This window comes from Mycobacterium sp. EPa45, from assembly GCF_001021385.1.
Taxonomy (GTDB): Bacteria; Actinomycetota; Actinomycetes; order Mycobacteriales; family Mycobacteriaceae; genus Mycobacterium.
Genome location: NZ_CP011773.1, coordinates 5,132,339 through 5,146,057, shown reverse-complemented (window position 1 = coordinate 5,146,057; position 13,719 = coordinate 5,132,339). Strand labels below are relative to the sequence as shown.

Below are 13,719 nucleotides of genomic sequence, written 5' to 3'. Positions count from 1 at the left end.
GGGCATGTCTGTGCTTCGTGAATCACCCCAGCGTCGGCGTGGAGGAGGAATTCCTCCTCGTCGATCCCACCACCGGCGAACCGGTCGCCCGCAACACCGAGGTCGCCGAGTACGCGGCCGAGCGCGGTGTCGACCTGCAACTCGAGTTGACCTCGTGTCAGGTCGAGACGACGTCCGACGTGGCGCAGACGAGTTCGCAACTGCGCCAACAGATCATCGAGCTTCGGCAGGTTGCGGCCGAGTCGGCCGAGAAGGCCGGTGCGCGACTGCTGGCCGTCGGTCTGCCGCCCACGGTTCCGCACAGTTTCCCGATCACCGACACCCCGCGCTATCGCGAGATCGCCGAGCGGTTCGGCATGATCGCCCACGAGCAGGGCATCTGCGGATGCCACGTGCACGTCGAGGTACCCGACCGCGACGCGGCGATCGCCGTCAGCAATTGGTTGCGGCCGTGGCTGCCCATGCTGTTGGCACTGACCGCCAACTCGGCGATCTATCGCAACGCCGATAGCGGCCACGCCAGCTGGCGCAGTGTGCTGTGGGGGCGCTGGCCCAGCGCCGGGCCGCCCCCGCACTTCGACTCGGCCGAGCATTATGACTCGATCGTCGCGCTGATGAACGACGCCGGCGCCATGCTCGACGAGGGAATGGTCTATTGGGATGTGCGGCCGTCCAGGAAGTTCCCGACCGTGGAGATCAGGGTGGCCGACGTTCCGGCCACCGCGGCCGAGACCGTCCTGCTGGCAACGCTGAGCCGCGCCGCGGTGATGACCGCACTGGCCGCCGAGCGCGGCGGCCACAAGGCGCCCAAGGTCGACGACCACATCGTGCGGGCCGCTTACTGGAAAGCCGCGCACGACGGGTTGGACGGTCAGGCGATCGATGTCATCGAGGGGTGGGCGACGGCCCCGACCTCCCGGGTGTTGGGCGAGTGGCTGGGATTGTTGCAGCCCGCGCTGGACGATCTCGGCGACAGTGAGTGGGTGCACGCCGAGCTGGGGCGCCTGCTGCGCGACGGCAACGGCGCCATGCGGCAACGGGCCGCGTGGCGGGAACGCCGCGATGTCGCCGACGTGATCGCGGTCGCCGCCGAGGCGACGCTCGAAACCTAGGCCAACGGCAGTTCGGCGACGACCTGGCCGGTCGGCTGGGTCGAGCCCGTTCCCGGTTCGACGGTGAACTTCAGCGCCTTCGAGTTGCCGAGGTCGGGCAGCACCGCCGTCGTCGACGGCGTCACCGCGTTGTCGTCCATCGTCCCGGCCGAGGTGGCACCGGTGTTCCCGACCAGCCACATCTGATAGACCGTGCCCGGTGCCGGTTTCGGCACATCGTTCATCACCAGCACGCCGGCGTTCTTCTCGCGGGAGAAGACCAACGTCGCGGTGCCGCCACCGGGGATCGCGCCGGAGACGGTGTGTACGTCCTTGGCGCCGAACACCTGCTGCGCGGTGGACACCTTCGCCGGCTCGGGCCGCAGCGCGATACCGACACCGACCGCGCCGAGGCCGATCACCACCGCGGCCGCGGCCGCCAACACCGCGGCCCGCCAGCCCCGGCCCGTCGAAACAGGTTGTGCCGCGGGGAGACTGCGCACGTTGTCGGCAGCCACCGCGGACAGCAGCCGTTCCCGCAGAGCGGCCGGCGGCTCGCTCGCGCTCACGGACGAGACGACGGCCATGGTCTCGCGGACGGCCCGCACCTCGTCGTAGAAGGCGTCGGCGTCGGTCCGGCCCAGCTGCGCCAGCCGGTCCTCGATCTCGCCGCGCTCAGCGTCCGACACCGCATGCAGCGCATACGGCACGGCCAGTTCCAGCAGGTCGCTGGCGTGTGGTTCAGTCATCGCACACCCAAACAATTACGCAAGCCGCGAAGCGCATCGCGCATCCGCGATTTCACGGTAGCCAGGTTGGCGGCCAGCCGCTCCGAGACCTGCACGTAGGTCATTCCTTGGTAATAGGCGAGTTCGATGCACTCGCGCTGCACTTCGGTGAGCCCGTCCAGGCAGGCGGTCACCTGTCGTCGTTCATCCTCGCTGATCACCGCGTCGGCGACGTTATCCGACGGTGGCTCCACGCTCGCCGCGCCGTAGCGGGAGTCGCGCTGGGTGGCCGCCTGCTCGGAGCGCACCCGGTCCACGGCACGACGGTGCGCCAGGGTGAGCAGCCACGCCACCGCGCTGCCCGACGCCGGGTCGTAGCTTTCCGCAGTCCGCCACACCTGCAGATAGACGTCCTGGGTGGTCTCTTCGCTGTAGCCCTGGTCTCGCAGAACTCGAGTGACCAGGCCGTACACCCGCGAGCGGGTGGCGTCGTAAAAAGTGGCAAAAGCATCTGCGTCGCGCTGTGCCACTCGACGCAGCAGGGCGTCGAGTTCTGCAGCCGCGGTCGTCAACGCCGCCATCCAAGTGTTGCTGGCATCGTGGCGTAGCCTAACGGCCCCTGTGGCCGCGCATGTCACGATGGCATCCACGAGCGTTTCTGTGCGGTCCAGCCGGGGCGGAGTGCCACCGTGTGCGGCGGCCGTTCCGGCTGCTCGGCGGGGCGCGGAATCGCCGGGACACCTCGCATGCGCAACACGAATTCGTGGACCCGCATGCTCAACGCGGTCATCTGCGGAGCCAGCGGTGCCGTCACCTGCAGCCGCAGAATCTGCCCGACGGTCGCGGGCCGCCGGGCGCCGCGGACGGTCGCGACCAGTGCGGTCTCGTGGTCGTGGACGAGCGACATCCGCAGGTCCACCTCCTGGTCGGGCTGTGGGGCGCGGATCACCAACTGGCCGCCCGTTCCGCCCAACGGCGACGCGCATTCACCCGGCGGCAGCAGGTGGACGTGTTGGCGCCCGCCATGCTGCATCTCGGCGAGCACACACCGCAGGACACCGTCGGCGCTGTGACACCAGAACAGGCTCAGCGGATTGCACGCCCGACCCAGCACGCGCGGCAACAGCAGCGCGGTGATCTGGCCACCCGGTAGGTGAACGCCGTGGTCGGCCAGCACTGCGTCGACCCGTTGGCGCAGGGTGTCTCCGGACGCACCGTGGAAGTGGTCTTCTGCCTCGAAGCGGGCGAACGGCTGCAGCCAGCGGGGCAGGCGGGGCAGGTCATCGATGTCGACGTACCAGCTGTAGCTGCTGCGCTCGGTGTGGTGGTGCACCGGTGACCTGTGTAACTGCGTGATGCGGGTCCGGTACAGCGCGGTCGTCGGGCGGCGGGTGCTTGTCGGTTCCACACCAGTTATTCGGAGCAGGCCGACCCGTGGATGGGGTGTGACTTAACAGACGCAGACGACGCCATTCGTGCGCATCAGGGCCCCGGCCAGGCGTGCGCCGCCGCGACCAGACCCTGCACCAACGCCGACGTGACCGGGGACAGGCCGTCGTCGGCATTCGGCGGCTGACTGCGCGGGCTCACGCCCCGCACCCGTGTCGGCAGTTCCAGTTGTGTGCCGCCGCCGCGCATCCGGTTGACCGGGTTGTCGGGATGCAGGCCGCGCAATTCGGCCGGGATGGCATCGAGCTCGGTGACGACCCGGTACCCGGGCACTTCGAGATGGCCTGCGAGGTGGCTCGCGAGTTCCCGATTGCGGCCGCCGGCCAGCAGCTCGGTGCTGCGCCCGATGCGGCCGTAGCCGTGCAGCGACACCGCAACCTCGACGTGGTCGAGAAAGTTGGCGAGGCGCTCGGATTCGGCGGCGAGATAGCGCGCGGACGGCAGGTGATGCGGATAGTCCTTCGGGTGGCGCAGCAGATAGAGCGACGCGCCCGCGGCGTCGGCGGCGCGCTCGGCGATGACGTCGGTCATCTGCTCCAGGCCGCCGCCATGAATGGCGAGGAATCCGAACCGCGACCGCAGCCGACTCACCTCGGCAACCGATGGATCGGCGAGCAGTTCCGAAAGTGTCTGCGGGCCGGACTTATTCGATGACCGCGGCCGCGGCCAGTTCGCGGGATCCCAGCGGCGCAGGAAGTCCACCCAGCGCTGCGGCAGGCCATGGTGCAGGGCGCCGTCGATGATGCGCTCCAGATACCCGGGCCGGGGCGGACCGGGTTCGGTGCGGTGGTCGATATACACCCAGGCCGGGGCGGGTCCGTCGGCGGTGTGCACGGTCAGCCGGTCGCGGCGGTAGCGCACCGGCACGCCCTCGGCGCTGTCCAGGGTGGCCAGGTCGTGATCGCTCAGCCACCACAGCACTCCGTGTACTTCGCTGCCCGCGAAAGGTTCGACCGTCGCGACGCCCCGCTCGTTGATCAGCCAGTCATGGTCTGCCAGAGTCGCCGGTCGGGGGTCGGCGGCTTCGGGACAACGCCGGGCCATCTGCTGCACACACAGGTTCGACCCGTAGGCGAAATACGGGTGCCGCATGTCAGTGGGCGAGCGTGAAATAAATCAGTACCACGTTCAGCAGCGTAATCACTCCGGCCACCGTCCAGCCGCATGCCGTGGTCACTGCGCTGTTGACGTCGGCGCCCATCAGCTCCGATTTGCTGGTCAGGCGGATCAGCGGGATCAGTGCGAACGGGATCCCGAACGACAGCACGACTTGCGACATGACCAGCGCGCGGCTGGGATCGATACCGGTGCCGAGCACCACGAGTGCGGGGATCAGCGTGACCAGCCGGCGCACCAGCAGCGGGAAGGTCTTGTGCAACAGCCCCTGCATGATCATCGCACCGGCATACGCCCCAACCGACGTCGACGCCAGACCGGAGGCCAGTAGACCGATCGCGAAAAGCATTGCGACAGTTGGACCTAGCGCGTCGCGAACGGCGGCGTGGGCCCCCTCGATCGAGTCGGTGTCGTCGCGGCCCTGCAGGTTGGTCGCCGCGATCAGCAACATCGACATGTTGACCGCACCCGCCACGAGCATGGCGATGCCGACGTCCCATCGGGTGATCCGCAACAACCGGGCGCGCGGTGGCCCCGCCTCGGGATGCCCGTGCCGGTCGCGGGCGAGCCCCGAATGGAGGTAGACCGCGTGAGGCATCACGGTCGCGCCGAGCATGGCGGTGGCCAACAGGACACTCTCCGGGCCGTCGAAGCGGGGCAGCAGCCCGCCCAGAACCTCGGCGACGGGTGGCGTCCGCACGAAGAGGCTGGACAGGAAGCCGATCGCGATGACCATGAGCAGACCCGTGATGACTCGCTCGAACACCTGCTGCCCACGCCGATCTTGCACGGCCAGGAGGATCAGCGACACGACCCCGGTGATCGCGCCACCGAGCAGGAACGGCAGGCCGAACAGCAGCCGCAGCGCGATGGCACCACCGACCACCTCGGCGAGATCAGTGGCGATAGCGACCAGCTCGGCCTGCAGCCAATACCCGATCCGGGTCGGCGTGCGGGTGTGGTCCCGCACGGCCTCGGGCAGGCTCCGCCCGGTGACCAGGCCCAGTTTGGCCGACAGGTATTGGACCAATCCGGCCATCACGTTGGCCATGACGATCACCCAGACCAGCAAGAAGCCGAACTGTGCGCCGGCGCTGATGTTGGCCGCGACGTTGCCCGGGTCGACGTACGCGATCGCCGCGACAAAGGCCGGACCGAGCAGATACCAACCTGCGCTACGGGCGCGCGTCACCTGTGCCAATCGCCGAGCTTTCTATCCGGTGCCTCAAACTGAAAAGTTAGGGTAACCGAAACGGCTCGTCAGAAACCGATGAAGATCCCGCCCAGACCGATTCCGACCCCACCCCAGCCCCAGCCGGCCAGCGGATTCTGCAACGCCGGGTTCGGCGACGTGACGATCGCTGCGTGTCCGGGAGTTTCGCAGACAGTGGTGCTGGGGCCGGTGTCCGTGCACTGGGCCGGGCGGGCGGCCGCCGGGACGGCCAGGACCGCACTCACAACCGCGATAAGTAGGGGAGCGCCAAGAACAATCTTGGTACGCATGGTGGCCTCCTTCGTGGCCGTGTGAGAAAAAGTCAGCGGCCTCCGCCGCCGTGGCCGCCGCCACCTCCGCCACCGCCGTGGTCGACGGGGCCGGGGCCACCGAAAATCAGTGCAGGACCGTAGAACTCGTCGCCCCAGGGGTAGGCGAAATCCTCGGGGACCTCGGGGGTCGAGTTGAGTTGCACGTTGCCGGGCGTGGCGCACTCGGTGGTCTGGCCACCGATGACCGTGCTGCCGCCAGTGTCGACGCAGCTGGGAATCGTCGGGTTGATCAACGTCGTGTCAGCGGACACGGTCGGCGCAAGCGCGCCGGCAGCCACACCGGCCGCGGTGATGATCGGAAAGACGTAGCGCAGCCTTTGCCGCATTTACATTCCTTTCCTGGCAGTTCCCTAACTAGGGAGCGTACAGCCCTTTGCCGGTGACGAGCGGCAAGTCGATGGTGGTGCAGATGCCGGCCGGTGCCGCCACCACTGACGGGATCGCGTTGACAAGGCGCATCGCGGTGGCCACCAACCCGGCGTGGTTGTGGTCGCCGTTCGGCGAGCCCAGGCACACGTCCACGGCGTAGGACGGTTCGCCGGTGATCTCGATGCGGTAGTTGCCGCCGGGCTGGGCCGGCTGCGGCCACTCCGGATAGAGGTCTTCGCGGAGCCGGGTGACGTGCTCGAGGACGATCGCCGGTGCGCCGTCGACCAAGCCGATCACCTCGAAGCGCAGCCCCGCGGCCGTGCCCTTGGCGATTGTGCCGGCGGCGATCTCGATGTCCTCGGGCGCAGGCTGGCGCACGTACATGTCTTCGATGCCGTCGAGCTCGACACCGAGCCCGGCCGCGATCTGGCGGATCACCGAGCCCCAGGCCAGGCTCAGCACGCCGGGCTGCAGCAACATCGGGATGTCGTCGAGTGGCTTGCCGAAGCCCATGACGTCGAACATCACCGTGGCGCTGTCGTAGGTGGCGTAGTCGAGGATCTCCATGCAGCGGATCTGCTCGATGCTCTGGCAGGTGCCCGCCAGCGCCAGCGGCAGCAGGTCGTTGGCGAATCCCGGGTCGATCCCGTTGACGAAGAGGGTCGAATTACCTTGTTGGGCAGCATCTTCCAGCGGCGTGATCATCTCGTCGGGAATCACCTCCCACGGCCACTGCAGGAAGACCGGGCCGCTGCCGACGACGTTGATACCGGCGGCCAGGATGCGCCGGTAGTCCTCCAGCGCCTCGGGCAGCCGGTTGTCGGCCAGCGCGTTGTAGACGATCGCATCCGGCTTGGCCGACAGGATCGCGTCCAGATCGGTGGTCGCGGTGACGCCGGTGGGGTCGGCGAGCCCGGCCAGTTCGGCGGCGTCCCTGCCTGCCTTGGAATCCGAGGAGACCCAGACCCCGATCAGTTCGAACGCCGGGTTGGTGATCAGCGCCTTGAGCGCGTGGACACCGACATTGCCGGTGCCGACTTGGGCGACGCGGATGGCCATGAGCGCTCCTTAGAGGTCCGGGATGGGAAGGTCGAGGTTCGGCACGATGAGGCCGCCGTCGACCTCGATCATCTTGCCGGTGAGGTAACTCGCGGCGGGTGAGGCGAGATAGACGGCGGCCGCGGCGATGTCGAGCGGATCGCCAAGTCGCTTCATGGGCGTCGCCTGCTCCATCGGGTCGCGCAGTGCGTCGTTGGACGCGACAATCTCCAGTGCCGAGGTGAGGATGGAGCCCGGTGCGATGGCGTTCACCCGGACCTTGGGGCAGAGGTCCAGCGCAGTCAGCCGGGTGTAGTGCGCCAGGGCGGCTTTGGCGGTGCTGTAAGCGGCGAATCCGCGCCCGGCCAGTCGGCCCATCGTCGAGGTGATGTTGATGATGTTGCCGCCACCGGAATGTTCGATCATCAACGGCACGGCCGCCAGTGTGAGGGCGTGTGCGGTCAGGACGTTGAACGTGAAGGCGTCCTTCATGTCCTTGACGCTGGTGTTGAGCAGGGCGTTGGGCATTGTGCCGCCGACGTTATTGACGACGATGTCGAGCTTGCCGAACGCCTCGACGGCGGTGCCGGCCAGCTCGGCCGTCGTCTCCGGATGGGCGAGGTCACCGACGACGATGTGGGCGCGACGGCCTACCGCCTCGATCTGCTGGGCGACCGACTCCAATTCGGATTGGGTGCGCGAGCCGATGACGACGTCGGCGCCGACTTCGGCGAATGCGACGGCGATCGCCGCTCCCAGGCCGCGGCCGGCGCCGGTGACCACTGCAACTTGCCCGTCAAGTCTGAACTTGTCGAGTATCACGTGTCCCTCTTCCCTTGTCGGCGAACACCGTAACAAGACCGCGACGGTCAACGGCGCTGAATTCGGAACGTAACTGAAACACGTTCTACTTTGGTGCCGAGTTCCAAGAATCGGCGAAAATTCACCGGAAGGTCAGGACTTCTTGGCGGCTTTCTTCGCCGGAGCTTTCTTGGCGGCGGTCTTTTTGGCGGGCGCCTTCTTGGCGGCGGCTTTCTTCGCCGGGGCCTTCTTGGCCTCGCCGTCACCGTCGCTGTCGCTGGATTCCCCGCGGCGGCGTTTGACGCTGGCTTCGAGCTTGGCCAGCAGGTCGGAGACGTCTTCGGTCTCGTCGAGCTCGGCCGGCTGCTCCTCGGTGGTGAATGCCTCGCCGCCTTCGAGCTTGGCCGCGACGAGCTCCTTGAGCTGCTCCTGATAGGTGTCGCGGAACTCGTCGGGGCGGAAGTCGTCGGCCATCGACTCGACGACCTGGCCGGCCATCTTCAGCTCGGCGGGCTTGATCTCCACCTCTTTGTCGAGCACCGGGAAGTCGGGGTCACGGATCTCGTCGGGCCACAGCAGCGTGTGGATGACCATGACGTCCCGCTTGGAGAAGTCTTTGACCCGCAGCGCGGCGAGCCTGGTCTTGTTGCGCAGCGCGAAGTGCACGATCGCGACCCGATCGGTGTCGGCAAGCGTTTTGGCCAGCAGCACATAGGACTTCGACGACTTGCCGTCGGGCTCCAGGAAATAACTGCGGTCGTACATCAGCGGGTCGAGCTCGCTGGCGGCGACGAACTCGACCACCTCGATCTCGTGGCTGCGTTCCTCGGGCAGGGTGGCGATGTCCTCGTCGGTGATGATGACGGTCTGGCCGTCGTCGGACTCGTAGGCCTTGGCGATGTCGCGGTATTCGACCACCTCGCCGCACACCTCGCACACGCGCTTGTAGCGGATGCGGCCGTTGTCCTTGGCGTGCACCTGATGGAACTTCAGATCGTGGTCTTCGGTGGCGCTGTACACCTTGACGGGCACATTCACCAGACCGAACGCGATCGAGCCTTTCCAGATGGAACGCATATGTCCAGTATGCAGGCCTGACCGTGGCTGCCGCGGCTAGATGGCGGCCTCGACGCCCGGATTCAGGCCGAGCGGGACGTCTGGATTCGCGCCCGGCGAACCGTGCATAAAGCCCTGTTCGGGCGCGTACTGGCAGTTGCTGTTCATCGGGGTCTGGTCACCCGAGCAGTATGGAACGTGATCTTCGGGATCGGCGGCCGCCGGTGGAATGCCGATCAGCGCGGGCAGCGCCAGCAGGGCGGCTACCAGCATTTTGGTCACTAGTCCACGGTAGCAGCGGGTAATACCTTGTGATGGTGAATGAGGTGTGGCCGCCGGGGGCGACGAGGGGACCGCGTGTCACGCTGACCAACGCCGACAAGGTGCTCTACCCGGCCACCGGCACCACGAAGGCCGACGTGTTCTCCTACTACACGACCATCGCCGACGTGATGCTGCCGCACATCGCGGGCAGGGCGGTCACCCGCAAACGGTGGCCCAACGGCGTCGATGAGCCGTCGTTCTTCGAGAAGCAGCTGGCCAGCTCGGCGCCCGGGTGGCTGGAGCGTGCAACGGTGGATCATCGCTCGGGCAGCACCACCTATCCGATCATCGAGACGGCGACCGGGCTGGCATGGATCGCGCAGCAGGCGTCGCTGGAAGTCCATGTGCCGCAATGGCGTTTCACCCCAGACGGAAAGACCGGCCCTGCAACGCGTTTGGTGTTCGACCTCGACCCGGGTGAAGGGGTCACGATGCCGCAGCTGTGCGAGGTGGCCAACGCGGTCCGCGAGCTGATGGACGATATCGGGCTGACGGTCTACCCACTCACCAGTGGCAGCAAGGGTCTGCATCTCTATGCACCGCTGGCCGATCCGGTCAGCAGCAACGGTGCGGTCGTGGTCGCCCGCCGAGTGGCCCAGCAGCTGGAGAAAAGCATGCCCAAGCTCGTCACGGCCACGATGACCAAAAGCCTGCGGGACGGCAAGGTCTTCCTGGACTGGAGCCAGAACAGCGGCTCCAAGACGACGATCGCGCCGTATTCCCTGCGGGGCCGGGAGACCCCGACGGTCGCCGCGCCCCGGACGTGGGACGAGATCGGTGATCCCGAGCTGCGGCACCTGGAGTACCACGAGGTGCTGGCGCGGGTCGCCGAGCAGGGCGATCTGCTGGCCGCCCTGGACGACGACGTACCGCGGCACGACCGGCTGACGACATATCGCAGCATGCGGGATGCGGCAAAGACACCCGAGCCGGTGCCGGCGGCCAAGCCCGCCGTAGGGGAGAACAACACGTTCGTCATCCAGGAACACCATGCGCGACGGCTGCACTACGACTTCCGGCTGGAGCGTGATGGCGTGCTGGTGTCGTGGGCGGTGCCCAAGAATCTGCCGGCGACCCCGGCGGTGAACCATCTGGCCGTGCACACCGAGGATCACCCGCTGGAGTATGCGACGTTCGAGGGGCAGATCCCGAAGGGCGAGTACGGCGGGGGCAAGGTGATCATCTGGGATGCCGGAACCTATGAGGCCGAGAAGTTCCGGGACTCCGGCGACAAGGGCGGCGAGGTCATCGTCGATCTGCACGGCCAGCGAATCTCGGGCCGCTACGCGCTGATTCAGACCAATGGCGACCAGTGGCTTGCGCACCGGATGAAGGAGCAGCCGACACCACGGTTACAGGATTATTCGCCGATGCTCGCGACGTTGGGGTCGGTCGAGAAGCTGACCGGGGCGCAGTACGCGTTCGAGGGGAAGTTCGACGGCTACCGGCTACTGGTCGAAATCTCGGGCGGACAGCTGCGGGCGCAGTCCCGCAGCGGGCGCGACCTGACTGCCGACTATCCGCAATTACGCTCTCTGGCGGCCGATCTCGCTGACCATGACGTCATCCTCGACGGCGAGGTGGTGGCCCTCGATGCGGACGGCGTGCCGAACTTCGGTGAGATGCAGAACCGGGTGCGCGCCACCAGGATCGAGTTCTGGGCGTTCGACATCCTGCGGCTCGACGGGCGCTCACTACTGAAGGCGAAATACCGCGACCGACGGAAGGTGCTCGAAACCTTCGCCGAGGGAACAGATCTGATCGTGCCGCCGCTACTCGACGGCGACGGTCCGGAGGCGCTCGAGTTCTCCCGCAAGAAGAAGTGGGAGGGCGTCGTCGCCAAGAAGTGGGACTCGACGTATCAGCCGGGTCGGCGATCAGCGGCGTGGATCAAGGACAAGAACTGGAATACCCAGGAGGCCGTGATCGGCGGGTGGCGTGAGGGCAATGGCGGGCGGTCCAGCGGTATCGGTGCGTTGTTGCTCGGCATTCCCGGCGATGGTGGCCTGCGGTTCGTCGGCCGGGTGGGGACCGGTTTCTCGGATAAGGAACTGACGAAGCTCAAGAAGATCCTGGAGCCGTTGCACACCGACGAATCGCCCTTTGCCACACCGCTTCCCAGGGTCGACGCGAAGGGCGTCACCTATGTGCGGCCGGAGCTGGTCGGCGAGGTGCGCTTCGGTGAGTGGACGTCCGACGGCCGTCTGCGCCACCCGAGCTGGCGCGGCCTGCGGCCCGACAAGGTGCCCGCCGACGTGAAACTGGAGTCGCCGAGTTAGGCCGCGTCGTCCGCCCCATCGGGCGGTCGGCCTTCGCCAAGGAGCCGCTCCGGGTGGTGGTAATCGTTGACGCCGCCGCGCAGCATCGGAAGCCCCGGTGGCGGTATCCATTCGGTGTCGCCGTTGGGGAGTTTTCGGGTGGTCCAGCCGCCGGTTTCGACGAGTTCGTTGTCCGGTGGGCAGGCCAGGGTGAGGTCGTCGATGTCGGTGTTGCCGCCTTTGGCCCAGTCTTGGGCGGCGTGGTGGACGTCGCTGTGGTAGGCCGGTGCGTTGCAACCGGGACGTGTGCAGCCGCGGTCCTTGGCGTACAACATGATTCGTTGATCAGCAGTGGCGATGCGTTTAGTGCGGCCCAACCACAACGCGCGCCCGGTCACACCGTCGAACAGCGCGAGATAATGGTAGGCGTGGCTGGCCATCCGGGTCAGGTCCGGTATCGGTAGCAGCGTACCGCCGGCGGTCACCGCGTGCCCGGTTTGATTCTGGAGGTCTTGCACAGTCGCGGTGGCGATGACCGTCACGGGTAAGCCGTTGTGCTGACCTAGTTTCGGATCTCCCAACCGCCCGCGCACGAGCGCTTTGAGGGCGTCATGCTGGCGCTGGGTGTGACTTCGTGAGTCCCGTGCAGCGGCCTCGTCGGTGGGTTCACCGACCACGGTCGGCTTCTCGTCGTCGGGGTTGCACATGCCTGGGGCGGCGAACTTCGCGAACCAGGGCTCCATCTCGGCCTGCAACTCCGGGTCGGCGACCAGCTTGCCTTCCCGCATGCCGTCGGCGCGGCGCCGGCCCCAGGTGAAGCCGCGTTGGTGGGCGCGGTCCCTATCAGAGAACATGCCATCGGGGTTGAGTACCAGACTCAATTGGACGGCCACCTTCGCCAATTGGTCGGGTCGCAGGTTCACCGCGTGCTCGGCCAACATCTTCTCGGCGTTCTCCACCTCGACCGGTGGCACATGGCCGGGGAGGTGGTGAAAGAACTTCTGAATAACCTCCAGATGCTCACCATCGAGGTGTCCGGCCTGCCAGGCCTTCGACGTTTCCGGCAACGCGGGGGACAGGAGTTCACCCGTCAACGCCGTGCGCGGCGCCATTTGCTCGGCATCCTTGATCCGACGCCGCGCCTCGGCGGGGCTGATTCGCAACACATCAGCCAGAGCAATCGGCAGCTTCGGGCAGCCCTCGAACCGCTCCAACCGAGCCACGAGCGCATGCGACACCGCCACCTGCCGACGACGAGCGGTCTCGAGGCGCTCCACCACCGCGAACCGCTGAGGTGGATCTAACGCCTCGAAATCGACAGCGGCGATGGATGCGACGAGGTCGTCGAGTGCATCCAACCGTTGGCTGATAGAACTCATGTTCGAAACGCTACTCGGGGTCAACGAGGCGAGAGCCGGGCTCAACCCGATCTGTGGATGAATCCTGATGTGTGGATAAGTCGCTAGATCGCGACCGCCGCCGCAGCAACCGCCTCCTGCAACCCGCGCGTCGCCAACTGGTCCGCCAGCTCGTTGTCGACGACTCCCGAGTGGCCTTTCACCCAGAACCATTCGACGCGGTGCCGTGCACAGGCGAGCTGAAGCCGCTGCCAGAGGTCGACGTTCTTCACCGGCTGCTTCGCCGAGGTCATCCAGCCGTTGCGCTCCCAGCCCAGCACCCACTTGGTGATGCCGTTGCGGACATACGTGCTGTCGGTGTAGAGGTGCACGCTCACGGGCCGGGTCAGCGCCTCCAGCGCCATGATCGGCGCGGTCAGCTCCATCCGGTTGTTGCTCGTCGCGCCTGGCTCGCCGCCGCACATCTCGCGGACGTGTTCGCGCATGCGCAGCACCGCACCCCAGCCCCCGGGGCCGGGATTGGGCCTGCAGCCGCCGTCGGTGTGAATGACAACCGTCTCGCTGACCTCCGAGCTCATGCGTTTCT

Annotated in this window: 15 protein-coding genes; 2 read left to right on the top strand and 13 right to left on the bottom strand. The window is 67.0% G+C overall.

Features of this window, described 5'->3' with window-relative positions; genetic code table 11:
* Window positions 1-17: 17 nt before the first annotated feature.
* Window positions 18-1,112, top strand: coding sequence for a glutamate--cysteine ligase (locus AB431_RS24260; protein ID WP_047332083.1), 1,095 nt, complete (start codon window positions 18-20; stop codon window positions 1,110-1,112).
* Here AB431_RS24260 and AB431_RS24255 read toward each other — a convergent pair.
* From AB431_RS24255 to AB431_RS24205, 11 genes are all read right to left on the bottom strand, one after another.
* Window positions 1,109-1,840 (bottom strand): anti-sigma factor, encoded by a 732-nt coding sequence (locus AB431_RS24255; RefSeq protein ID WP_047332082.1) that lies wholly within the window; start codon window positions 1,838-1,840, stop codon window positions 1,109-1,111. The genes AB431_RS24260 and AB431_RS24255 overlap by 4 nt on opposite strands.
* Window positions 1,837-2,400 (bottom strand): sigma-70 family RNA polymerase sigma factor, encoded by a 564-nt coding sequence (locus AB431_RS24250; RefSeq protein ID WP_047332081.1) that lies wholly within the window; start codon window positions 2,398-2,400, stop codon window positions 1,837-1,839. The genes AB431_RS24255 and AB431_RS24250 overlap by 4 nt, the downstream gene beginning before the upstream one ends.
* Before the next feature lie 53 nt (window positions 2,401-2,453).
* Window positions 2,454-3,227 carry a DUF1365 family protein gene (locus AB431_RS24245; protein WP_082135793.1) on the bottom strand — a complete coding sequence of 258 codons (774 nt, stop codon included), beginning with the start codon at window positions 3,225-3,227 and terminating at the stop codon, window positions 2,454-2,456.
* Between the two features lie 74 nt (window positions 3,228-3,301).
* The gene (locus AB431_RS24240) at window positions 3,302-4,360 is read right to left on the bottom strand and encodes a poly-gamma-glutamate hydrolase family protein (protein WP_047332080.1); all 1,059 of its coding nucleotides are present in this window, start codon (window positions 4,358-4,360) and stop codon (window positions 3,302-3,304) included.
* Window position 4,361: 1 nt separating this feature from the next.
* Window positions 4,362-5,585 (bottom strand): Nramp family divalent metal transporter, encoded by a 1,224-nt coding sequence (locus AB431_RS24235; RefSeq protein ID WP_047332079.1) that lies wholly within the window; start codon window positions 5,583-5,585, stop codon window positions 4,362-4,364.
* 59 nt (window positions 5,586-5,644) lie between these two features.
* The gene (locus tag AB431_RS24230) at window positions 5,645-5,887 is read right to left on the bottom strand and encodes a hypothetical protein (protein WP_047332078.1); all 243 of its coding nucleotides are present in this window, start codon (window positions 5,885-5,887) and stop codon (window positions 5,645-5,647) included.
* Between the two features lie 32 nt (window positions 5,888-5,919).
* Window positions 5,920-6,255, bottom strand: coding sequence for a hypothetical protein (locus tag AB431_RS24225; RefSeq protein WP_047332077.1), 336 nt, complete (start codon window positions 6,253-6,255; stop codon window positions 5,920-5,922).
* Window positions 6,256-6,283: 28 nt separating this feature from the next.
* Window positions 6,284-7,357, bottom strand: coding sequence for a diacylglycerol kinase (locus AB431_RS24220; RefSeq protein WP_047332076.1), 1,074 nt, complete (start codon window positions 7,355-7,357; stop codon window positions 6,284-6,286).
* Between the two features lie 9 nt (window positions 7,358-7,366).
* Window positions 7,367-8,158 carry an SDR family oxidoreductase gene (locus tag AB431_RS24215; protein WP_047332075.1) on the bottom strand — a complete coding sequence of 264 codons (792 nt, stop codon included), beginning with the start codon at window positions 8,156-8,158 and terminating at the stop codon, window positions 7,367-7,369.
* A 132-nt stretch (window positions 8,159-8,290) separates the two neighbouring features.
* Complete coding sequence (locus tag AB431_RS24210; protein WP_047332074.1) at window positions 8,291-9,214, bottom strand: Ku protein; 924 nt, start codon at window positions 9,212-9,214, stop codon at window positions 8,291-8,293.
* 36 nt (window positions 9,215-9,250) lie between these two features.
* Window positions 9,251-9,466, bottom strand: a complete 216-nt coding sequence (locus tag AB431_RS24205; RefSeq protein WP_047333762.1) for a hypothetical protein — start codon at window positions 9,464-9,466, stop codon at window positions 9,251-9,253.
* Between the two features lie 41 nt (window positions 9,467-9,507).
* Here AB431_RS24205 and AB431_RS24200 point away from each other — a divergent pair, with 41 nt between their 5' ends.
* A complete protein-coding gene (locus AB431_RS24200) occupies window positions 9,508-11,796 on the top strand; it encodes an ATP-dependent DNA ligase (protein WP_047333761.1) in 2,289 nt (762 codons plus the stop codon).
* Here AB431_RS24200 and AB431_RS24195 read toward each other — a convergent pair.
* Both AB431_RS24195 and rnhA read right to left on the bottom strand, forming a co-directional pair.
* The gene (locus tag AB431_RS24195; protein WP_047332073.1) at window positions 11,793-13,154 is read right to left on the bottom strand and encodes an HNH endonuclease signature motif containing protein; all 1,362 of its coding nucleotides are present in this window, start codon (window positions 13,152-13,154) and stop codon (window positions 11,793-11,795) included. The genes AB431_RS24200 and AB431_RS24195 overlap by 4 nt on opposite strands.
* Before the next feature lie 83 nt (window positions 13,155-13,237).
* On the bottom strand, window positions 13,238-13,711 hold the full coding sequence (gene rnhA, locus AB431_RS24190; RefSeq protein ID WP_047332072.1) for a ribonuclease HI: 474 nt from the start codon (window positions 13,709-13,711) through the stop codon (window positions 13,238-13,240).
* Window positions 13,712-13,719 lie beyond the last annotated feature (8 nt).

Bases quoted from the DNA above. Each gene is read 5' to 3' on its own strand.
- AB431_RS24240 (WP_047332080.1), bottom strand. From the start codon at position 4,360: ATGCGGCACCCGTATTTCGCCTACGGGTCGAACCTGTGTGTGCAGCAG.
- AB431_RS24225 (WP_047332077.1), bottom strand. From the start codon at position 6,255: ATGCGGCAAAGGCTGCGCTACGTCTTTCCGATCATCACCGCGGCCGGT.
- AB431_RS24200 (WP_047333761.1), top strand. From the start codon at position 9,508: ATGGTGAATGAGGTGTGGCCGCCGGGGGCGACGAGGGGACCGCGTGTC.
- AB431_RS24205 (WP_047333762.1), bottom strand. From the start codon at position 9,466: ATGCTGGTAGCCGCCCTGCTGGCGCTGCCCGCGCTGATCGGCATTCCA.
- AB431_RS24255 (WP_047332082.1), bottom strand. From the start codon at position 1,840: ATGACTGAACCACACGCCAGCGACCTGCTGGAACTGGCCGTGCCGTAT.
- AB431_RS24250 (WP_047332081.1), bottom strand. From the start codon at position 2,400: ATGGCGGCGTTGACGACCGCGGCTGCAGAACTCGACGCCCTGCTGCGT.
- AB431_RS24230 (WP_047332078.1), bottom strand. From the start codon at position 5,887: ATGCGTACCAAGATTGTTCTTGGCGCTCCCCTACTTATCGCGGTTGTG.
- rnhA (WP_047332072.1), bottom strand. From the start codon at position 13,711: ATGAGCTCGGAGGTCAGCGAGACGGTTGTCATTCACACCGACGGCGGC.
- AB431_RS24220 (WP_047332076.1), bottom strand. From the start codon at position 7,357: ATGGCCATCCGCGTCGCCCAAGTCGGCACCGGCAATGTCGGTGTCCAC.
- AB431_RS24210 (WP_047332074.1), bottom strand. From the start codon at position 9,214: ATGCGTTCCATCTGGAAAGGCTCGATCGCGTTCGGTCTGGTGAATGTG.
- AB431_RS24195 (WP_047332073.1), bottom strand. From the start codon at position 13,154: ATGAGTTCTATCAGCCAACGGTTGGATGCACTCGACGACCTCGTCGCA.